Origin of the sequence: Bacillus cereus group sp. BfR-BA-01355, from assembly GCF_022663675.1 — a bacterium.
Classification (GTDB): domain Bacteria; phylum Bacillota; class Bacilli; order Bacillales; family Bacillaceae_G; genus Bacillus_A; species Bacillus_A thuringiensis_S.
Genome location: NZ_JAKUFY010000043.1, coordinates 23,609 through 44,637 on the forward strand (window position 1 = coordinate 23,609; position 21,029 = coordinate 44,637).

Below are 21,029 nucleotides of genomic sequence, written 5' to 3' on the forward strand. Positions count from 1 at the left end.
CAAAATAACATATGTGTGTGACAAATAAAGGGAAACATGTACAAGTTGATTTAGTAATAATGATTTAAATGTCTAGATAAGGGGATGGAGTATGATTGAATTGGAAATTAGGGTGGAGCGTCTTAGGAAAGAACAAATAGGCGATATTGTAGCGTTATCTTCTTATATTGGCTGGGATTATAACAGAGAAGAAATTGAAGCAGTTTTTAACTCAGGTATTGTATACGGCGTCTGGAATGAGAGAAAGGAACTTATTGCTAGCGCAGCAATTATATTATACGGGGAGGCGTTGGCATCTATTGGAATGGTAATTGTACATCCAGATTATAAGGGGAGAGGGATTGGAAAGATGATAACGAATTCATGCATGAATAGCGTATCAGCTCAAACTCCATGTATGCTTATTGCTACGGATGAAGGGAAGCCCTTATATGAAACATTAGGATTTAGGGTAGTAAGCTATGTTTCTAAATATATTTGTAACTCGTACAATGCGAATCATAAATGTGCAGAAAATGAAGAATATATGATGGTTTATAAAGAGAGTGATTTAGAAGGAATAATAAAAATAGATAAAGGCGCATTTGGGACAAGCCGAAACGAGTTTTTAAAACAAAGAATTATGCAAAGTGAGCAGTGTGTCGTTGTAAAGGATACGAAAGAAAATGTAGTAGGATACGGTATAAGTATACAAACGCCAGAAAATAAAATAATAGGACCAGTCGTTGCTAAAAATAATGCGATGGCGATGAGAATAGTACATGATTTAGCAAGAGGGCATAATGGAAAATTAAGAATGGATGTACCAGAAGGAAAGAACGATTTCATGAAAGAATTAGAGATTGCTGGTTTTAAAAAGGTGAATACACCACCAATTATGATGAAAAATAGTAATCGGTTAATAAAAAGAAATAGTGAACTATATAGTATTGCAGCACAAATTTTTGGATAAAGAAAGAATCCTTTTAAATGAAGGATTCTTTTTTGAGCTAATTTAATCACGATATTGGTCATGAGTTGGCTGAAAGAGGTCTTCCTCGATATCTCTCACCATAGAAAAATGATCAACGTTATAATGACCGTGTAAAGTTTTATTGTGATGAGCAATAATTTGCTCTGCAGATAATACGTTAGAATCAGTTGTGGAATGACCGTTTTTAATTAATGTAACATCAAATCCTTGTACAGTCGCAGTTCTAACTGCGGTGTCGATACAATGCTCTGTTTTACATCCACCGATAACGATATGGCCAATTTTCTCTTCTTTTAAAAGTTCAAGTAAAGAAGTGCCGTAGAATGAATTGGTTGCTGCTTTATTAATAAAGATTGCAGACTGAGGTACTTGAATTTGATTATGTACTTCAAATCCTTCTCCGCTGCCAGAAGCAACATCGATATCTCTTACGAAAACAATAAGAGCATTGGAATCTATTGCTTTCTGCATGGCTGTATTTAGTGTAGATAATAGCTCGATTTTACGAAAAACTTCATTTTCTTGCTCATTTCCATCAATTAATTCTTGTTGAGCGTCGATAATTAATAGTGCTTGTTTCATCGTGTCTCCCCTTTAATATGAAATAAGTTCCACTGTACATATTCCTTCAGATTGTTAGGAAATCCTCCATTGCAAGCGAATTAGAAGAGCGATTTACAAAGTTGTCAAAGAAATTTCATTCTCATAGCGTGTAAAAACATGTATGATAGGAGATGGAGAATTTTTGAGTAGGTGGGAATAACATGCAAACAGTAGAAGATTATCTTTCATTCTTACATACGAAAGGATTTAAATTATCAGAGGAAGCACAAGGGTTTATTATGTTCGGACAAGGATATACTGGTGCGTCTGATGGGATTGTGAACGCAGCAATAGAAGCGACAATTAAACATCAATTGCAGTTTGATGGTAGTTATTTCGTTGCGTTATTAGAACGATTGAAAGAGGAAGAAATTACAGATAAAAAAAGCGCTAAGGCTTTTATGCGGAAGTTACAAGCATAACTTCACGCAGCCTGCGCTTCTTTTTTTGTTTTGGAAGGCCATTCAACAAAAATCATGCCCAGGAAAATACATAGACATCCGATAATAGCAGAAATAGAAAGTTGTTCATTTGCAACGAGAACGCCTGTTAATGCAGCAAAAACGGGTTCCATTGCGAAAATAATTGCTACTCTCGTTGGAGAAGTGTGCTTTTGGGCCGATGTTTGAATGAAAAAAGCAATAGATGTTGCAAACAGGGCAGTTAGAAAGAGTGCGAATAAAAAAGATTGATTCGTCCATAGTGATACTGAAAATAATTTTTCCCAATCTTCAAACAAAAAAGCGCAAATAGAAGAAAATATACCAACAGCTAATACTTGAGATGTGCTTAATAATAAAGGTGATATTTTCTTAGAAAAGAAGCCGTTAATAAGAATATGGGCAGCGAAAGCGATTGCACAACCGAGAACAAGTATATCTCCTATATTTAATTGGAAAGAATCAGCAGCTGTTAATAAGTATAAACCTGCTGTTGCTACAGCAATACCAAGTACGATAAAAATGGTAGCTTTTTGTTTTAAAAAGATAAAAGACAAAATTGGTACCATAACGATACTAAGCCCTGTTAAGAAACCTGCTTTTGAAGAAGTTGTATAAAGTAAGCCAAATGTTTGTAATACATAGCCAACACATAAAAAGAACCCAACGATTAATCCAGCGAGGCTACTCTGTTTTATATCTTGTTTTGAAGTGTTTTTTGAGAAAATCATTTGAACGAATAATAAAATAATTCCAGCGAATAAAAAGCGAATACCATTAAAGGTAAATGGACCAACGAAAGACATAGCATTTTGAACGACAACAAACGTAGCTCCCCAAATAAAAGAGACAAATAATAAAGCAAGAGGAGCAATCCAATCTTTTTTCACACTCATACCCCCGTTAATTTTGTAATATAGCTTTTCTAGCTAATTCATCAGCTACTTTATTTTGACTACTTGGAATCCACTTAATAAAAAAGAGATCGAAGTTTTTTATGTACTGTAGTGCTTCATCTAAAAGAGGTGCAAATATTTTATTTTTTGCGTATTCCTTTTCAACAGCCCGTTCGACAAGCTGGGAATCTGTACGAAAAGAGACAGTGCTATAATTATGCTCGATGCAATATTTTAATGCTAGAAGTAAAGCGCGGTATTCTGCTTCATGATTGGACATTGTTCCAAGTGGTAATGATAATTGTACAGGTGGCTGAACGCCTTTAATAAACACTCCTGCACCAGAAGGACCAGGATTTCCTTTTGATGCACCATCAATATATACTTCAATCAAAATGAGAAACCTCCAAATTATAAGGTTATCCCCTACTTAAATATTTTTTTGAAGTAGGGGATAGAGTAGTTATCCGATTGTGATGCTGTAACGACATGTAAATGTTTCATTCGCTTGTAAAGATTGAATTCCCTTTTTGTCCTTGAAATCTTTTGCTGGATTTACTTCATCAGCGATTCCATACCAAGGTTCAATACATAAGAAAGGTGCGTTATCCCCTGGTGTCCATACGCCGACAAATGGGAAGCCATCAAATTCTACTTTTACAAATTTATTATGTTTATGAGAACGAATCGAAATTTCATTCGTATTCATATTTTCAAAAATAAGCGCATCATTTTTGAATAAATCATATGTAAGTGGCAATTCAGTTGTATTTTCAGCGATTAATTGCTTTTTGTTTGAAAGGTAAGGTCCTTCTAATACGCTTGTTTCTAAGCGTTCCGAACCATTAAACGATAAGTGATAATCTGTAAATGATTCACCATCCAATAAAGGGAAGTTGAATCCAGGATGTGCCCCAATTGAGAAGAACATCTCTTTAGAAGTAGGATTGTTTACTTCATATGTTACATGAACGCTTTGTCCTTCTAGCTCATAAGAAACGAGTAATTCGAATTCGTATGGGTATTTTTTTAACGTTTCTTCATTATTAGTAACGATATAAGTGATCTTTGTTTCACTTTGTTCTTTCACAGAGAAAGTAAGATCACGAGCGAAACCGTGTTGTGTTAATGAATATGGTTTACCGTCTACGTAGTATGTATTATCTACTAATCGGCCGACAATTGGGAACAAAATTGGTGCGCGACGTCCCCAATATGTAGAATCACCTTGCCATAAATATTCTGTGTTGTCTTCTTTTAAGCGAACGCTTTGTAATTCTGCACCTTTGTCAGAAATGGAAACGATCACTTTTTCATTTTGGATTGTTGCTATCATGAAGTGAAACCTCCTAAATCTTTCATATGTTTCATTATACGTTGTCTAAAAGAAAAAAGGTAGTTCATGATAGGAATCTATTGACGAAAGAGGGGCTACCACGTAAAATATAATCTTGTTGCTAAAAAAAAGAATAACGTGGTTCGAAACCATCCCACGTAAAAAAACTAAGGAGATTTTGTCATGAATATTAGAACTTTAGTCGGCAATGGTATTTTAGCGGCATTATATATTGCTGTTTCTATGCTTATTCAGCCATTTGGCTTTACGAATGTACAATTTCGTATTTCAGAGATGTTTAATCATCTCGTTGTATTTAACAAGAAAGCAATTTACGGAATTGTATTAGGTGTATTTTTAACGAATCTCTTTTTCTCACCTATGATCGCTTATGATTTAGTATTTGGAGTAGGGCAATCTATTCTTGCATTAGTTGCAACGATTATTTCTATGCGATTTATTAAAGGTGTTTGGGCTCGTATGATTTTTAATACGGTTATCTTTACGATTACAATGTTTATGATTGCAATTGAACTTCATCTTGCATTGGGTTTACCATTTATGTTGTCTTGGTTAACATGTGCAGTCGGTGAATTTGTTGTAATGGCCATTGGTATGCCTGTAATGTACTGGATTAATAAGCGAGTACAATTTGAAAGATTTATGTAATAGATGAAAGAGCTATTCCTATAGGGATAGCTCTTTTTGTATGTAATCATATTGAATATAATGCTGTGACTCTAGATAAAATATAATAAAATAAAGTGAGGCTTTCATTAGCTGGCTACATATAAGAAGTCTTATATAAGGGGAATCTAGTATGAAATATAAAATTCATTGGTTGTATAAAACGAAGCGAGGATTGCAGACGGAATTAACAACAGATTATATGAACATAGAAGAAATACTTCAATTTGCAGAGGATTTTGAGAAAACAGGAAGAGCTAAGGAACTTTTATTTTACGATGAAATGGATGCAGAATGGTCATTAAAGGAAATGAAAAAACTGAGTAAACAAGTAGAGGAAGAGCCCCAAGAAATACTCGTTTATTTTGATGGGGGGTATGATGTGCAAACGAAAGAAGCTGGCGTTGGTATATGTGTGTACTATAAAAAAGGAAATACAAACTACCGCATTCGCCGCAATGCATATATAGAAGGTATAGATGATAATAATGAAGCGGAATATGCATCACTATTATACGGTATGAATATACTCGAGGAATTAGGGATTAAATATGAAGCAGTTACACTTCGCGGAGATTCTCAAGTTGTATTGCAGCAATTGGCGGGAGAATGGCCTTGTTATGATGAGCATTTAAACCATTATTTAGATCAAATTGAACAAAAGGCGAAGCAAATGAAATTAAAACTTGTATGTGATCCGATATCTAGAAAACAAAATAAAGAAGCACATCAATTAGCAACGCAAGCATTAGAAGGGACAGTCATTGATAGTCATAAAGAAATAACCGAATAGAGAGGTGCAAAGGTGGATAAAAAGCAACTCATTACAGAGGTAAATGACTTATTAGAAACATATTGTGAAGGATGTTTCTTGCGAGAACATAATCGAAAGACAAATAGTAAATATTATGCACATTCATTTTGTATAAGACAATGTACAGTTGGAGAAACATTGAAAAAGTATGGAGAACAGTTGTCATAAAAAAACATCCAGAGAAAATTCTCTGGATGTTTTTTAGTGCTTTGCTTCGTTTAATTGCTGCTCGCATTTGCTTAGTTTCTTTTCCTCGTTCATTAAAAATGGTTCATCTAAATCTACTGCAACAGATTTCATAATTTCAAGCTGTGAGCGAGCTGCTTCTACTGCAGTAGTGGCATGCTCTAATGTGTCTGGATCCATTGAAATTGTTGCAGAACCTACCATCTTTTGTGCTGTTTCTACACGGAATTTTACTTCTTCAAAATCATTTACTTCTGATCCCATTAATAATTCCTCCTTTGTATAGTGCGCATTTTACATAGTTTTTGCTCTGTAAAACGGAAATATACAAAGGAATAACAAAGAAGGTTACCAAGTAAGGTAACCTCCTGTTATATGTTGGATTAAAGTTTTACTACGTTAGCAGCTTGAGGTCCACGGTTACCTTCAGTAATGTCGAAAGATACTTCTTGACCTTCTTCTAAAGCTTTGTAGCCGTCTCCTTGAATAGCAGAGAAATGTACGAATACATCGTCAGCGCCTTCCATTTCGATAAATCCAAAACCTTTTTCGTTGTTAAACCATTTTACTTTTCCTTGCATGTTACAATTCCTCCTAAAAGCGTTTACTATTTTCATTTAGTGAAATTCATTTAAAGAAATAATATAAACTAAAAATGCTATATTCTTGAATATTCTGCTAAATGATTAATTTAAATATACACGAATTGGGAGAATTTAGTCAAGTAAGCGGTTTTATTTTTATATTTTTAAATAATTTTCCAATCAAATTTTTAAATAGGTATAGGACAGGCCGAGTATGTAATATTCTTAATTGAATGCTATACATAACGAGGTGAAAGAATGAATAGGTCGTACTTATTAGATAATGAAGGAATGAGAACGAGAACCGACATACCGGATTGGGTTGCAAAAGAATTTGAGATTTTTTCAAGTGTCGTGTTAGAACCAACTTTTCCATGTTATTTCGGTTTAACAGCTTTGAAAAAGAATGAACTTCGTTATTCATTTCTTTCTCATAATGATTGGAGTCATTTGCCGCATACAATGTTATCTTTTTTAGAGTTAATGAAAGAGAGGCCGATTGTAAGAAGGGGCTTTTTCCTTTTTGTAGAACCGGAATGTGAAGAACGATCACTCGAATATTACCGTGATTCCTTTTGGAAAGTGTTACAGTATTTACATGAAAACGATAATCAAGCATGGCCAAAGCAAATTCCTGAAGATCCAGACCATTATTTATGGGAATTTTCATTTTGTGGTGAGCCAATATTCGCATTTGGAAACGCGCCAGCTTATAAACAGCGAAAAACTAGACATTTAGGGAATTCTCTCGTTATTGGGTTTCAGCCACGCACTATTTTTGATGGATTAGAGGGGGATCGTCCTAAAGGAGCATATTCAAGACAAATGGTCCGTGAGCGAGTTGAAAAGTGGGATCAATTGCCGAAACATCCTAACATTAGTCATTATGGTGACCCAGAGCATCGTGAATGGAAACAATATTTTATAGGAGACGATGTAGAACCAATAAAAGGGAAATGTCCTTTTCTTCATAGGATAGAAAAGTAAGAGCCATCACCTAGATGGCTCTTTTGTATATTTTGGATAAAAAAGGGTATTTTATTATGAAAGCTAGTCTATTTTTTCAAATTACATCATTAACTAGTAGTAAAGAGAGTAGAAAGGATAGAGCGATGATTGGAGCAATTATACAGCAAATCGTATTAGGTATTTCATTAGCTGCGCCAGTAGGGCCGATTAATATTGAAATGTTAAAACGAGGAATTGAACGTAGGTTTTGGCATGCTTGGGTTGTTGGAATTGGTGGAATGACTGCAGATGTTTTATTTATGCTTCTCATTTATTTCGGTTTATCTTCTGTGTTTATGTATACATATGTACAAGCCTTCATGTATTGCACGGGTTTTTTCTTGTTATTTTATTTAGGATTTCAAAGTGTAAAACAAGGAATTTCCCACTCAAACATGGAATATAAAAAAGAAGAGGTAGGTGGTCTTAAGCAATCGTTTATGGCAGGATTTTTAATTGCGATATCCAATCCATTAAATCTTGTTTTTTGGTTTGGTATATACGGAAGTACACTTAGCTCATTACTTACGAAGGTAACGAAACAAGAAGCTTTTTTGTACAGTCTTTGCATTATTGCAGGTATTATTTTATGGAATTTAAATATTGCTTTTTCTGTACATTTTGGAAGAACTTTATTAAAACCAAAAGCGCTTGGCTACATAACAGCCGGAGCAGGTATTATTTTAGTAGGTTACTCTATACATTTTGCATACAAAGCTTTACAGTTGTTCACATAAGATTGAAGGGGAGATTTTTATGTATCGAACCACTATTGACGGAAAAGAAATTATAATTACGTTAGCGCCAAAAATCCGAAAAGAAATTACTGATAGAAATCCACTATATGAAGCAGTATTTCATAATGCTGCAAGATTGCTACAAACAAAGCAACCGACGTTTGCAGTAAATCATCAAATATTTGGTCTCATTATTGGAGAAGTGCAAAGAGGAGAAGTAACAGTGTTTGCAGTGGAACATATTATTCCAAAGCAAAATATATTTGGACCAAACAATTTTTTCTCGACAATAGAACAGCAGGCAAATTTGTAAAGTGAATAGAATAAGAATAGAAAAGAAATAGTCGTAACGATATGTTGCGGCTGTTTTTTTGGAAAAGGGGGAAACAAGATGAAGAAAGTGGGGAAAGAGTTCTTTTTACAATATGATATCGTCATTATGTATAGCATTCTATTTATTTTCATTATTATTTTAAAAATGCAATTTTTAACGTGGTTTGGCATGTTAGCATGTATGTTTGGAATTGTTTTCTATACACTGAATGAATATATGACACATCGTTTTTTATTCCATATAAAGCCACCTAAAAACACATTTCTATTAAAAATGTTAAGAAGATTACATTATGATCACCACGTATATCCAGATGATTTAAAACTTTTGTTTTTACCTGTATGGTTTAGTATACCTAGTTTTACTATATATTTACTTATAGCATATGGTATTACAAAAAGTCTTACTATTACACTTTCATTTGGAATCGGAATGATTATTATGCTGCTCGTTTACGAATGGAAACATTATATTGCCCATAGACCGATTCGTCCCGTCACTAAGTTTGGAAGATGGCTAAAAAAACAACATATATTACACCATTATAAAAACGAAAAGTTTTGGTTCGGTGTTTCAAATCCAGTATTCGATTTTATATTTGGAACACTTAAAGACGGAAAAGAGGTTGAGTTAAGCGAAACAGCTCGTAATTTAGAAAAGGAAAAAAAGACAAAAGTAGTGCGTTAAGCACTGCTTTTGTCTTAATGAGGAAAAAATAAGTAAGGTGTCACTTTATGTTGAAAAAGTATATTAAAAATTTAGGGGAAATTGCCGAAAAATGTCTATCAAAAAATCTTTGCATGAATGCACGGATTGTCTACAATAAGTATAAGTTTCTGAATATTTATAAAATTTAGTCTTTAGGTATGCAAGGGGGAAGTGCATTTCAAGTAAGAGAGGGGATCGGTTAATGAAACGAGATGATACGTCAGCACGTAAGTTGCAAAATGAGGTGAATTATACAGAGGTCGTTCAGTCGGAAGAATTTCAATTGTTATTAAATACGAAAAAGAAGTTTATCATTCCAATGAGTATTTTCTTTTTTAGTTTTTTTATCGCATTACCTATTTTAACATCGTATTCAAAGGTGCTCAATACACCTGCATTTGGTGACGTTACATGGGCGTGGGTATTTGCTTTTTCCCAATTTATCATGACATGGGCACTATGTATGATTTATAGCAAAAAAGCAGAATCATTTGATGAAATCTCCCGAAAAATTCTGCAAGATATGCAAAAAGGGAGGGGCTGAACTTGAATACTACTGCGTTTGCACTATTTTTAATTATTGTTCTTGGTACGCTTGTCATAACCTATTTTGCATCGAAAAAAACGAAAAATGCGAGTGAATTTTATACGGCTGGAGGGGGATTAACTGGTTGGCAAAATGGTCTGGCCATTGCTGGAGATTACATGTCTGCTGCTTCATTTCTTGGTATAGCCGGAGCAATCGCATTAACTGGGTTTGATGGATTCTTTTATAGTATCGGTTTTTTAGTTGCTTATTTAGTTGTACTATATCTTGTTGCAGAACCGCTTAGAAATTTAGGAAAGTACACTTTGGCGGATATGATTGCAGCACGCTTTGATGCGAAAAAAGTTCGCGGAGTCGCAGCTCTTAATACGATGACGATTTCTATCTTTTATATGATTGCACAATTAGTTGGCGCGGGTGCACTTATTAAATTATTATTAGGAATTGAATATACGACATCTGTATTAATCGTTGGAACACTTATGACGGTGTATGTTATTTTTGGTGGTATGACAGCAACGAGCTGGGTACAAATTGTAAAGGCTGTATTACTTATGGCTGGTACGTTTATTATTTCTGTTATCGTTTTCGCAAAATTCAACTTCAGCGTGACTGAAATGTTCGCTCAAATGAAAACAGCTACATCATTAAAAGATTCATTTTTAAATCCAGGTGTAAAGTATAAGGATGGTCTTGATACACTTTCTTTAAATTTAGGACTAGTACTTGGTACAGCTGGATTACCACATATACTTGTCCGCTTTTTTACAGTACGTGATGCAAAAACTGCACGTCAATCTGTCGTATATGCGACGTGGTTAATTGGTGCATTTTATATTATGACGATTTTCTTAGGATTTGGTGCGGCGGCTTTTGTAGGAAATGAAGCGATTATTAAAGCGAACCCAGCTGGTAATATGGCGGCACCTTTATTAGCAAAAGCGTTAGGTGGAGATTTCTTATTTGCTTTCGTATCAGCAATTGCTTTTGCGACGATTTTGGCTGTAGTGGCAGGTCTTGTATTAACAGCAGCATCAGCATTTGCACATGATTTTTATAATGAGATCATTCGCAAAGGGAAATCAACGGAAAAAGAGCAAGTATCCATGGCTCGTTATGCATCTATTGGAGTAGCGATACTATCTATTATACTTGCATTATTTGCCCAAACATTAAACGTAGCATTTTTAGTGTCTTTAGCATTTGCTGTTGCGGCGAGTGCAAACCTACCAGTTATATTATTTACAATATATTGGAAGCGTTTTAACACAACGGGTGCGATCTCTGGTATGATTGTAGGTCTCGTATCATCAATTGTTCTTGTAGCCTTGAGTCCTAATGTTTGGAACCCTGTAGCTGGAAAAGCTATTTTTGTTGGGGAAGCGTTATTCCCATATACGACACCAGGAATTATTTCAATTCCACTCGGATTTCTTGCAGCATATTTAGGAACTGTTTTATCTAGTAAGAAAGAAGATGCAGCGAAATTTGATGAAATTCTCGTGAAATCTAATACTGGTCATGGTATTAGCGATGCATCTTCACATTAAATAAAAGAGGAGCTTTTCGATAGATAAGAAAAGCTCTTTTTTCTTTTGTCATTTTCTTGTAAATATTACTGATTTGTAAGTAGGATTTGTCTTAATTTTGTGGAATGAAAATAACAGGGAGAAATTTAAATCATCATGGTACCAGCGCAGCTTTTGTGAAAAATAAGTTGTTATGGAAGGTGGAAGTAATGATGAAAACGAAGCAAACTGATGAGTTATTAGCAAAAGATGAGCAATATGTTTGGCACGGAATGCGTCCCTTTAGTCCAAATAGTACAATGGTAGGGGCAAAAGCTGAAGGGTGCTGGGTTGAAGATATACAAGGAAAAAGATATTTAGATGCTATGAGTGGCCTTTGGTGTGTGAATAGTGGATATGGAAGAAAGGAGCTCGCAGAAGCGGCTTATAAGCAATTACAAACATTATCATACTTTCCAATGTCACAATCTCATGAACCAGCTATAAAGCTTGCTGAAAAGTTAAATGAGTGGCTTGGGGGAGAGTATGTTATTTTTTTCTCAAATAGTGGTTCAGAAGCGAACGAAACAGCTTTTAAAATAGCGAGGCAATACTATGCTCAAAAAGGTGAACCACATCGTTATAAATTTATGTCACGTTATCGCGGGTATCATGGGAATACAATGGCGACAATGGCAGCGACGGGACAAGCGCAGCGTAGATATCAATATGAGCCGTTTGCTTCAGGATTTTTACATGTAACACCACCGGATTGTTACCGTATGCCTGAGATTGAAGGGCAGCATATTTATGATGTAGAATGTGTGAAAGAAGTCGATCGTGTTATGACGTGGGAATTAAGTGAAACAATTGCCGCCTTTATTATGGAACCAATTATCACAGGCGGTGGCATATTAATGCCACCACAAGACTATATGAAAGCTGTTCATCAGACGTGTCAAAAACACGGTGCGCTACTTATTAGTGACGAAGTGATTTGCGGTTTCGGGCGTACAGGAAAAGCATTTGGATTTATGAATTATGATGTGAAGCCAGATATTATTACAATGGCAAAAGGCATTACGAGCGCATATTTACCATTATCTGCAACGGCTGTGAAAAAAGAAATATATGAGGCTTTTAAAGGTAAAGGAGAATATGAATTTTTCCGCCATATTAATACATTTGGTGGAAATCCAGCAGCTTGTGCATTAGCACTTAAAAATTTAGAGATTATGGAAAATGAAAATTTGATCGAGCGATCTGCACAAATGGGCTCCCTTTTATTAGAGCAACTAAAAGATGAAATTGGAGAACATCCGCTTGTTGGGAATATTAGAGGAAAAGGTCTATTAGTTGGAATCGAACTAGTAAATGATAAAGAGACGAAAGAGCCAATTGATAACGAAAAAATTGCAAGTGTCGTAAATGCTTGTAAAGAAAAGGGCTTAATTATAGGACGCAACGGTATGACAACAGCAGGATATAATAACGTCTTAACATTAGCACCGCCGCTTATTATTTCAAGTGAAGAAATTGCCTTTGTTGTTGGAACGTTGAAGACGGCGATGGAACGTATTTAATAAATAGAGAGAGGAGCGAGCTGTAATATAAGGCTCGCTTTTGTTTAGTAGGAGGGGACTTTTAATGGAGAAATATGATCCGAACAAACATTATCACATCGGATATTATGAAGATGGATATGATTTAGAAGTGACGGCGTACAAAAGAATAAATGAACCAGTTTGGGATGCTTATCTTCCGCACTATGAGGTAGACGGTTTTTATAAGAAAGTGGAGGAAATGAAACTAGGCGAATATATAGATGATTATGGCATTAAGGTGTATTCATTTAGTAATGATATCGATGATGAAGAAGCACGAATTATTTTTGAAAAATGGTTAAAAAAGAACGAGATTGTTTAAGGGTAAAACAAAAAGGAGATTGCTATTTTATAAGATAGCAATCTCCTTTTATTATAGTAAACTTATTTACTTGCTTTCATTCATTGCTTTATCTTTAGCACCAAAAGTGTATTTTAACATTGGTGGTGTAATCATTGTAGTTAAAATAACGACAATAACGATTGCTGTAAAGTAATCTTGTGCTAATAGACCTGAAGAGAGTCCTGTTCCTGCGATGATAAGTGCAACTTCACCACGAGAAACCATACCAGAACCGATAATTGCAGAAGACTTTGCATCAAATCCAGTCATGCGTGCACCAACACCACAACCAATTAGTTTTGTTAATACAGCGATTACTGTTAATGCTAGGATGAACCAAATTTGATTGCCAATACCGTCAAATGTAATATTCATACCGATACTAACGAAGAATACTGGAACGAACATAGCGTAAGCAATTGGTTCTACTTTCTTTTCTACTTCATGTTTGTAGTTTGTTTGAGAAATTGCAATACCAGCAGCGAAAGCACCAATAATACCAGCAATTCCTAATAATTCGCCGAAATATGCGAATGAGAAACAGATGATAAGAGCTGCGCTCACGATAGACTCAGATACGCGCAATGGTGATAACCAACGCATAATCACTGGTACACCTTTCCATCCAATTAAAATAATAGAAGCGAAGAATACTACTTTCTTCAAGATAATCATTGTTAAATTAACATCATCAGTGCCTAAGAAGCTCATTGCGAATGCTAATAAAATAACAACAAGAATATCATCAAATACAGCGGCTCCAAGCATCGTCGTACTCTCACGTGTTTTCATTTTACCTAAATCACGAAGTGTTTGAACGGAAATACTAACACTTGTCGCGCACAGAAGTAACCCTAAGAATACAGCGTTTCCTTGTTCCATTCCCATAACAAGGCCGGAAACGTAACCACCTACGAATGGAAGAATGATACCCCCGAGTGCAACTGCTAAAGAAGAATTGCGATTTGCGTTTAATTCATCTAAGTCTGTTTCAAGTCCTGCCATAAACATTAAAAGAATAACACCGACATTACTTAATTGTGTTAGAAGCTCTGAATTTTCAATCCAACCTAATATAGCTGGGCCGATAACGATACCGACAATTAATTTACCTAGCACAGAAGGTTGACCTAATCTAACACTAAGATCACCAGCAAGCTTTGTACTTAATAAAATAAGTGCAATTTGAAAGAAAAATTCGAATTCCATCTGATCCTCTCCTCATCATTTTTAGTTTTATCATACGATTTCTCGGAATTTGCCTAATGAAAATATGTAAAACCCATTAAACAAAAGGGTCTGATTACAAGTTCTTTTGAACTCGTAATTTGAACCTGTAATTAATATATAATAGATTTTATAAAAAATCAATGAAAAAATGGGAGCTTTTTGAGGAAGAAGCTGTCTTATTGAGATATAGGTGTAAGAGTAGCGTGTGAATTTTATATGTATAAAATAGTATGAAGTCCTTTTTCATTACAAATAATAAAGCCTAAATGCTATTTCACGAATTATAAATGTGAAAAGGAGGTTTTATCATTTGAATTCATTAAAAAATAACTTGTCTATTGTTGCTTTAGGTGGAGTAAATGAAATAGGAAAAAATATGTATGCTATCCAATATGAAAATGATATTGTCGTCATTGATTGTGGGTCTAAATTTCCAGATGAAAGTTTATTAGGGATTGATTTAATAATTCCAGACGTCACATATTTGCAAGAAAATAAAGAAAAAATTCGCGGTTTAGTAGTAACGCACGGGCATGAGGACCATATTGGCGGAATACCATATTTTTTAAAACAACTAAATGTACCAATCTATGCAACAAAGTTAACGTTAGGTTTAATTGAAATTAAATTAAAGGAACACAATCTTCAAAATGATACGGAATTAATCGTTATTCATTCAGAATCAGAAATTGATTGTGGTTCTATTAAGGCAACCTTTTTTAAAACGAACCACAGTATTCCGGATTGTCTCGGTATTGTTTTTCATACACCAGAAGGTACTGTAGTACATACAGGTGATTTTAAATTTGATTTAACACCAGTAAACAATCAACATCCTGATATTCATAAAATGGCTAAAATAGGAATTGAAGGTGTACTAGCTTTATTATCTGAAAGCACAAATGCAGAACGCCCAGGTTTTACTCCATCAGAAAGGTCAGTAGGAGAACGGATAGAGGAAATATTTATGAAAGCAAATAGAAAAGTAATTATTTCTACGTTTGCTTCTAATGTGAATCGTGTTCAGCAAATAGTTGAAGCATGTATAAAAACAAATCGAAAACTAGCTTTGCTAGGGAGAAGTATGGTAAATGTAGTAGAGGTTGCTCTAGAGAAAGGTTATTTACATATTCCAGAAGGTATGTTAATTGAAGCAAATGAGGTAAATCGTTTAGATCCAAAGCAGGTTGCATTACTTTGTACAGGAAGTCAAGGAGAACCAATGGCAGCTTTAGCGCGTTTAGCTAGTGGAAACTATAGACAAGTGGATATTTTACCAGAAGATACGGTTATTATAGCCGCGACCCCTATCCCAGGAAATGAACGTAACGTTTCACGAATTATCGATAATTTATTTGCATTAGGAGCAAAGGTGATTTACGGATCAGGTAGTTCTACTGGAGTGCATGTATCCGGTCATGCATATCAAGAAGAGTTGAAGTTAATGCTTATATTAATGAAGCCAAAATATTTTATTCCAATTCATGGAGAGTTTAGAATGCTACATCACCATAGTTTGTTAGCAGAATCAATTGGTATTGAAAAGGAAAATATCTTTATCGTACGTAATGGAGATGTTGTAGATATAAGTAATGAAGTGGCAATTCAATCTAGAAGAATACAGGCAGGAAATATATATGTAGATGGATTAGGAATTGGAGATGTTGGAAATGCATTATTACGTGATCGTAAACAACTTTCAGAAGATGGAATGCTCGTTATAGTTATTACTTTTAATAAAGTGGATGGAGAAATAATTTCAGGTCCTGATATTATTTCTCGTGGATTTGTCTATGTTCGTGATTCAGAAGAATTTTTAAGAGAATTAAATAAATTAGCTGTTATTACAATTAATAATTTAAAGAAAGAGAATGTGAATAGCTGGGGTATTTTGAAAAGGGAGGTAAGAGAAGCGTTAGGGAGGTATATATATACAAATACAAAACGAAAGCCGATGATTCTTCCTATAATAATAGAGGTTTAATAGTAAAAAAAGAATTCTCGTATGGGAATTCTTTTTTGTTTTGAAGACAAAATGAACATATAATGAAATAAATAGAAATGGAAGGAAATAAAAGATGTTATTAAATAAACGCTTTACAATTGGAGAAATGGCAAAAATGCATAATATAGCGGAATCAACTTTACGCTATTATGATGAGAAGGGAATTTTTCATCCGTCCACTGTGGACCCGCAAACAAATTATCGTTATTACACAATCGATCAATTTTCACTATTAGATACGATTAAATTTTTACGCCAGTTAAATATTCCGTTAAAGGAAATTAAGAAATATATTGATGAAAGAAATCCAGCATACGCACTCAATTTACTGGAAAAACAACAAGAAATGATGTTGAAAAAACAAAGAGAAATTGAGTATGCTTTGGCGAAAATGGAGCATAGAATTCATTTAATTAAGGAAGCAACAAAAGCAAAAGCTGAACAAATGGTAATTAAAGAGATCCCGCAGCGGAAAATTACAGCAATTGCGGTTGCTCCAAATACGACGGATGATATGTTTGAGTACTACATCCATTCGTTGCAAAAAAATATGAGGCAAATGGATGATAGTTTATTTTCTGGAGATATTGGTGTAACTGTTGCGAAAAAAGGATTAATGCAAAATGAGTTTCAAGCATATAGCAGTGTTTTCATTCTTTTGGATTACATGCCCTTTCAAGTGCTTAGCTCAGATGAAATTAAAGAAGGTATGTTTGCCTGTGTATATCATCATGGACCGTATGAAGAAACTGATGAAACATATAAGAGATTAATGAAATATATTGATCAAGAAGGGTACGAAGTAAGTGGAGATGCGATTGAGATTGCATTAATCGATTGGTCTGTAACAGAAAATCCAGAGGAGCAAGTAACAGAAATTCAAATTCCTATAATGAAAAAATAAAGCAATAAGTTGTAAGACTCGTATAATTACAAATGAGGATCAAACACGATAATTAAGTTACTTATTTTTTAATTCTCTATTGACCTTCAAGTTACTTGAAGGTTTAAACTAAGAAAAGAGAGTTGAAAAAAAGGAGCATATTAGAGTATGGAAGCAACAGAAAAGTTAAGAGAAAAACCGATAAAAAGCTTATTTATTTCATATTTAATACCAGCCGTCCTCGGAATGGTATTAATGTCAGTTAATATTGTAATTGATGCGGTAATGATTAGTCGGGGAGTTGGAGCAAATGGATTAGCAGGAGTAAACGTGGCTATTCCAGCGTTTTCGATTTTCTTCTCTATTTCATTATGGATTGGAATGGGCGGGGCAACGTTATATTCAATTGCATTAGGTGAAAATAAGCGAGAAAGAGCAAGGTCTATTTTTACTCAATCCATGACAGTAGCAGTTGTTATCGTAGGTGTTTTAGCAGCTATTTGCTTATGGAGAATAGAAGATTTAGCATACTTATTTGGTGCAAATGAAGTGATTTTACCGTATGCATTAGACTATTTACACGTATTATTAACATTTGGAATGATATACGTTTTAGAAAATATTTTAAGTACATTTATTCGAAATGATGGAAATCCTAATTTAGCGATGGCAGGTCTTGTTGTAACGGCTGTATTAAATATCGTGTTTGACTACATCTTTATTTTTATTTTTGGATGGGGCGTAACAGGTGCTGCTTCAGCGACTATTCTTTCGGCAGCGATTGGTTTCCTTGTATTATTAACTCATTTCTTTAGAAAAAGTAGTATCTTAAAGTGGACGAAATTCCATTTTGAATGGGATACTGTCAAACAAATTATGGTGATTGGTTTCCCAAGTTTTACAGCAGAAAGTACGGTTGCAATCGTAACGATTGGTTTTAATATCGCATTCGTCCAATATGCAGGAGAAGTAGGAGTAGCTTCCTATGCGATGGTGAATAGTATTCATGCAATGACATTACTATTATTCTTCGGTGTAGGTGCTGCATTGCAACCAATTGCTAGTTTCCATTATGGTGCAAACTTATCAGAAAGATTGCGTGAAGGATTGAAGTTTGCTGTGAAAATTGCAGTTGTCCTCGGAGGCGTTGCGATAATTGTCGGATTATTCTTCGGGAAATATATCATTGGTTTATTTGATGTTCAATCTCCAGAATTATTGGAGTTAACCTTAACAGGTATTAGTTTATTCTTTATCCAATACGTATTTTTAGGTTATAACATTGTGTATGGAGAGTACTTCCAATCAGTGCGACAAACGAAGAAATCAGTACTTATTATAATGAGCCGAGGATTACTATTTATTCTTCCATTGTTATGGATTATGCCAAAATTATTTGGGATAAACGGAATTTGGCTCGTTATGCCAGTTGCGGAAGTAATGACAGCGATTATCGTATTTACGATGAATCGTATGAAACATCCTGTTCCATTAAATATGGCAGGAGAGAAAGAAGCGATATGATGAAGAAAATCCCCCTAAGCAATTAAGGGGATTTTTTTATTCCTTTAAACTAATCGCAAAAGATCCATCCGTTTCTTGAACAGAAGCAAAGGCAACGTTTTTAATATGTGTAATTCCTTTTTCTTTTAATTCTTTATATAACCATTTTTCATCTTTATGTATCAACTTTAAGTTATCATATTGAATTTGTGAATCGACAATAAGTGCAATTGGTAATCCAGCATACTTAACATCTATGTTTAAATCTTTTGGAGTTAATGGTACAAGTTCTCTTTTTGGTAAAATACTAATAGCGCCGTTCGCTTCTAAAATAGCGTATTCAATTTCATGAACACTTGGATATCCTGCAACGCGAAGATTAGAAAGCAGTTCTGCAATGGGATATCTACTTTTTTGTAAGTTCTCAAAAATAATATCACCATGTTTAATTAAAATGATAGGGTGTCCGAGAATAAAACGATTTAGTTTGTTGAATAGGCTTAATTTTGTAAGGAGTAAATGTAAACATGTGATAACAACCATACCGAGAAATGCTTGTAAAGCACCAGAGACGGGTATGGCCTGGAAAGCTAAATAAGATAAAAAGATTATAGCCCCAAAATCATGAGGAGTTAGTTGTGCTAACGCGGATTTACCGAGTAACTTAAGCGATAGTAAAAATAAGATGAAAAAGAACGACACGTTACATAAAAAGAGAAGCAATAGAGACACTCCTTCGTGTAAAGTTGTACTTACTATTCCCGAAAGTAATATAAATATTACCTTTCAGAGGATAATTTAGGGTTTATTGGAATTTGTCTATATACAAACAAATAAATGGATATTATCATGAAGGAAGTAAAAGAAAATAGGAGTATATGAGTATGAGAAAGAAGAAAATAATAAAGTGCATTTTAGTTGTTATAATGATTTGCGCCGTATATGCGGGGTTTTTACAATATCACATTTATAAGCATGGACATATGAATGCAAGTGACGATGCTGATTACATAATTGTACTAGGATCGAAAGTAAATGGGACGAAACCATCTTATTCATTGCAATATCGTATTGATAAAGCAGCTGAATATTTAAAATCACATGAGAAAACAATCGCTATCGTATCTGGAGGACAAGGAAAAGGTGAAGACATTTCAGAAGCATTAGCAATGAAACAAGGACTAATAAAACAAAACATCGCAGAAGTCCGTATTATAATGGAGGACAAATCTACGAGTACAGATGAGAATATTACATTCTCAAAACCGTTAATTCCAGCCGATATGAAAAAAGGTATGATCGTAACAAACGATTTTCATATGTTTAGAGCGAAAAAAATAGCTGCCAAACAAGGTTTACAATTAGAAGGTCTTCCGGCAAAAACACCGAAACCAATCATCATTCCATCGAATGTACGAGAATATTTAGCAATTACACAGTATTGGTTTATGAATCGAATATAGTGAAAGTGATCCCGTCTGAAACTTCAGACGGGATTTAATTTGAGGAAAATCTTACAAATATGTCACGTTAGTGAAAGGTAAAGCGATAGTTTCTAGAATGGTTTCCTGACATAATGAAGGTAACAAAAACTATTTAGAGGTGAATCGGATGAAAGGAAATAATATTTTATCTTCGTTATGTTACTTTAGTATATTTTTTGCACCATTTTTACTACCAATTATCGTGTACTTTGTTGCAGAAGATGAAGTGAAGTATCACGCGAAAAAAGCATTTTGGTCACATGTTTTCCCATATGCAATCTTATTTGGAGGACTAGCAGTATCAGGAATGTACGGTTTAGGTTTCGATCAATCTGACGGTGCTGGAATTGGAATGATTATCACATATGCAGTGTTCATTCTTGTAGGAATTTATTACTTTATTTGGAATATCGTCAGAGGTATTAAAGTTTTGAAAACGGCGTAATAAGATAAGTATAATTTCATTTACCGTATTGAAAAACGTTTTAAAAAAGAGCAATTCAAAATGAAGTGACCCCTAAAAGTTAGACACGGTTATTTCATTAGGCAGCTTGATAAAAGTGAGTCCGGTATTGTACCGGGCTCATTTTTAATTTTGCCTTAATCCGTTTCGTAT

26 protein-coding genes and 1 riboswitch are annotated in these 21,029 nt (G+C 34.4%); of the genes, 18 read left to right on the forward strand and 8 right to left on the reverse strand.

The annotated features are described in order from the left end of the window. Positions 1 to 91: 91 nt before the first annotated feature. On the forward strand, positions 92 to 952 hold the full coding sequence (locus MR167_RS16090) for a GNAT family N-acetyltransferase (protein ID WP_000571019.1): 861 nt from the start codon (positions 92 to 94) through the stop codon (positions 950 to 952). A gap of 42 nt (positions 953 to 994) precedes the next feature. Here MR167_RS16090 and MR167_RS16095 read toward each other — a convergent pair whose 3' ends face one another. Next, positions 995 to 1,555, reverse strand: a complete 561-nt coding sequence (locus tag MR167_RS16095; RefSeq protein ID WP_000806312.1) for a cysteine hydrolase family protein — start codon at positions 1,553 to 1,555, stop codon at positions 995 to 997. Between the two features lie 182 nt (positions 1,556 to 1,737). Here MR167_RS16095 and MR167_RS16100 point away from each other — a divergent pair, with 182 nt between their 5' ends. Beyond that, positions 1,738 to 1,998 (forward strand): DUF6123 family protein, encoded by a 261-nt coding sequence (locus MR167_RS16100; RefSeq protein WP_001195212.1) that lies wholly within the window; start codon positions 1,738 to 1,740, stop codon positions 1,996 to 1,998. 2 nt (positions 1,999 to 2,000) lie between these two features. On the opposite strand, the gene MR167_RS16105 is transcribed toward MR167_RS16100, so the two are convergent. From MR167_RS16105 to MR167_RS16115, 3 genes are all read right to left on the reverse strand, one after another. Further along, the gene (locus MR167_RS16105; protein WP_000711161.1) at positions 2,001 to 2,906 is read right to left on the reverse strand and encodes a DMT family transporter; all 906 of its coding nucleotides are present in this window, start codon (positions 2,904 to 2,906) and stop codon (positions 2,001 to 2,003) included. A gap of 13 nt (positions 2,907 to 2,919) precedes the next feature. Further along, a complete protein-coding gene (locus MR167_RS16110) occupies positions 2,920 to 3,306 on the reverse strand; it encodes a reverse transcriptase-like protein (RefSeq protein WP_000573877.1) in 387 nt (128 codons plus the stop codon). Between the two features lie 69 nt (positions 3,307 to 3,375). Continuing rightward, positions 3,376 to 4,248 carry an aldose 1-epimerase family protein gene (locus MR167_RS16115; protein ID WP_000562118.1) on the reverse strand — a complete coding sequence of 291 codons (873 nt, stop codon included), beginning with the start codon at positions 4,246 to 4,248 and terminating at the stop codon, positions 3,376 to 3,378. Positions 4,249 to 4,380: 132 nt separating this feature from the next. After that, a riboswitch (PreQ1 riboswitch) is annotated at positions 4,381 to 4,425 on the forward strand. Positions 4,426 to 4,431: 6 nt separating this feature from the next. Here MR167_RS16115 and MR167_RS16120 point away from each other — a divergent pair. The 3 genes from MR167_RS16120 to MR167_RS16130 all read left to right on the forward strand — a co-directional run bounded on the left by MR167_RS16120 (position 4,432) and on the right by MR167_RS16130 (position 5,917). Then, positions 4,432 to 4,917 carry a QueT transporter family protein gene (locus MR167_RS16120; protein ID WP_001026475.1) on the forward strand — a complete coding sequence of 162 codons (486 nt, stop codon included), beginning with the start codon at positions 4,432 to 4,434 and terminating at the stop codon, positions 4,915 to 4,917. Between the two features lie 151 nt (positions 4,918 to 5,068). After that, positions 5,069 to 5,728: a ribonuclease H family protein gene (locus MR167_RS16125; RefSeq protein WP_000875533.1), complete on the forward strand. Its 660-nt coding sequence runs from the start codon at positions 5,069 to 5,071 to the stop codon at positions 5,726 to 5,728. A gap of 12 nt (positions 5,729 to 5,740) precedes the next feature. After that, positions 5,741 to 5,917 carry a zinc-finger domain-containing protein gene (locus tag MR167_RS16130; RefSeq protein ID WP_000358801.1) on the forward strand — a complete coding sequence of 59 codons (177 nt, stop codon included), beginning with the start codon at positions 5,741 to 5,743 and terminating at the stop codon, positions 5,915 to 5,917. Between the two features lie 33 nt (positions 5,918 to 5,950). Here MR167_RS16130 and MR167_RS16135 read toward each other — a convergent pair whose 3' ends face one another. Together MR167_RS16135 and cspB are read right to left on the reverse strand one after the other, a co-directional pair. Beyond that, positions 5,951 to 6,199 carry a DUF2564 family protein gene (locus MR167_RS16135; RefSeq protein ID WP_000534400.1) on the reverse strand — a complete coding sequence of 83 codons (249 nt, stop codon included), beginning with the start codon at positions 6,197 to 6,199 and terminating at the stop codon, positions 5,951 to 5,953. Between the two features lie 119 nt (positions 6,200 to 6,318). After that, positions 6,319 to 6,516 (reverse strand): cold shock-like protein CspB, encoded by a 198-nt coding sequence (cspB, locus tag MR167_RS16140; protein WP_001161731.1) that lies wholly within the window; start codon positions 6,514 to 6,516, stop codon positions 6,319 to 6,321. A gap of 261 nt (positions 6,517 to 6,777) precedes the next feature. Between cspB and MR167_RS16145 the strand changes: the two genes are divergently transcribed. The 8 genes from MR167_RS16145 (at position 6,778) to MR167_RS16180 (ending at position 13,287) form a co-directional block, all read left to right on the forward strand. Next, on the forward strand, positions 6,778 to 7,506 hold the full coding sequence (locus MR167_RS16145; RefSeq protein WP_001082150.1) for a YqcI/YcgG family protein: 729 nt from the start codon (positions 6,778 to 6,780) through the stop codon (positions 7,504 to 7,506). Positions 7,507 to 7,520: 14 nt separating this feature from the next. Beyond that, positions 7,521 to 8,264 carry a LysE family transporter gene (locus tag MR167_RS16150; protein WP_242314994.1) on the forward strand — a complete coding sequence of 248 codons (744 nt, stop codon included), beginning with the start codon at positions 7,521 to 7,523 and terminating at the stop codon, positions 8,262 to 8,264. Positions 8,265 to 8,283: 19 nt separating this feature from the next. Further along, positions 8,284 to 8,577 carry a hypothetical protein gene (locus MR167_RS16155; RefSeq protein ID WP_000286367.1) on the forward strand — a complete coding sequence of 98 codons (294 nt, stop codon included), beginning with the start codon at positions 8,284 to 8,286 and terminating at the stop codon, positions 8,575 to 8,577. A gap of 78 nt (positions 8,578 to 8,655) precedes the next feature. Beyond that, a complete protein-coding gene (locus tag MR167_RS16160) occupies positions 8,656 to 9,285 on the forward strand; it encodes a sterol desaturase family protein (RefSeq protein ID WP_000755405.1) in 630 nt (209 codons plus the stop codon). Between the two features lie 223 nt (positions 9,286 to 9,508). Beyond that, complete coding sequence (locus MR167_RS16165; protein WP_000817366.1) at positions 9,509 to 9,850, forward strand: DUF485 domain-containing protein; 342 nt, start codon at positions 9,509 to 9,511, stop codon at positions 9,848 to 9,850. A 2-nt stretch (positions 9,851 to 9,852) separates the two neighbouring features. Further along, a complete protein-coding gene (locus MR167_RS16170; protein ID WP_242314995.1) occupies positions 9,853 to 11,403 on the forward strand; it encodes a solute symporter family protein in 1,551 nt (516 codons plus the stop codon). A 191-nt stretch (positions 11,404 to 11,594) separates the two neighbouring features. After that, entirely contained in the window at positions 11,595 to 12,944 is a 1,350-nt protein-coding gene (locus MR167_RS16175; protein ID WP_141481219.1) for an aspartate aminotransferase family protein, read from the forward strand. A 64-nt stretch (positions 12,945 to 13,008) separates the two neighbouring features. Further along, positions 13,009 to 13,287, forward strand: a complete 279-nt coding sequence (locus MR167_RS16180) for a DUF3986 family protein (RefSeq protein WP_000417071.1) — start codon at positions 13,009 to 13,011, stop codon at positions 13,285 to 13,287. Between the two features lie 66 nt (positions 13,288 to 13,353). Here the strand turns inward: MR167_RS16180 and MR167_RS16185 are convergent, their stop codons facing one another. Further along, positions 13,354 to 14,517 carry a cation:proton antiporter gene (locus MR167_RS16185; RefSeq protein ID WP_000393875.1) on the reverse strand — a complete coding sequence of 388 codons (1,164 nt, stop codon included), beginning with the start codon at positions 14,515 to 14,517 and terminating at the stop codon, positions 13,354 to 13,356. A gap of 331 nt (positions 14,518 to 14,848) precedes the next feature. Here MR167_RS16185 and MR167_RS16190 point away from each other — a divergent pair, with 331 nt between their 5' ends. The 3 genes from MR167_RS16190 (at position 14,849) to MR167_RS16200 (ending at position 18,950) form a co-directional block, all read left to right on the forward strand. After that, on the forward strand, positions 14,849 to 16,522 hold the full coding sequence (locus MR167_RS16190) for a ribonuclease J (protein WP_242314997.1): 1,674 nt from the start codon (positions 14,849 to 14,851) through the stop codon (positions 16,520 to 16,522). 94 nt (positions 16,523 to 16,616) lie between these two features. Beyond that, the gene (locus MR167_RS16195) at positions 16,617 to 17,447 is read left to right on the forward strand and encodes a MerR family transcriptional regulator (protein WP_242314999.1); all 831 of its coding nucleotides are present in this window, start codon (positions 16,617 to 16,619) and stop codon (positions 17,445 to 17,447) included. A gap of 147 nt (positions 17,448 to 17,594) precedes the next feature. Then, positions 17,595 to 18,950, forward strand: coding sequence for an MATE family efflux transporter (locus MR167_RS16200; RefSeq protein WP_242315000.1), 1,356 nt, complete (start codon positions 17,595 to 17,597; stop codon positions 18,948 to 18,950). Between the two features lie 36 nt (positions 18,951 to 18,986). On the opposite strand, the gene MR167_RS16205 is transcribed toward MR167_RS16200, so the two are convergent. Further along, positions 18,987 to 19,652 carry a DUF421 domain-containing protein gene (locus MR167_RS16205; RefSeq protein WP_097924911.1) on the reverse strand — a complete coding sequence of 222 codons (666 nt, stop codon included), beginning with the start codon at positions 19,650 to 19,652 and terminating at the stop codon, positions 18,987 to 18,989. Positions 19,653 to 19,813: 161 nt separating this feature from the next. Here MR167_RS16205 and MR167_RS16210 point away from each other — a divergent pair, with 161 nt between their 5' ends. Beyond that, positions 19,814 to 20,392, forward strand: coding sequence for a YdcF family protein (locus tag MR167_RS16210; protein ID WP_242315002.1), 579 nt, complete (start codon positions 19,814 to 19,816; stop codon positions 20,390 to 20,392). A gap of 148 nt (positions 20,393 to 20,540) precedes the next feature. Next, positions 20,541 to 20,858, forward strand: a complete 318-nt coding sequence (locus MR167_RS16215; protein ID WP_000678054.1) for a magnetosome magnetite crystal formation protein family — start codon at positions 20,541 to 20,543, stop codon at positions 20,856 to 20,858. Positions 20,859 to 21,029: the final 171 nt, after the last annotated feature.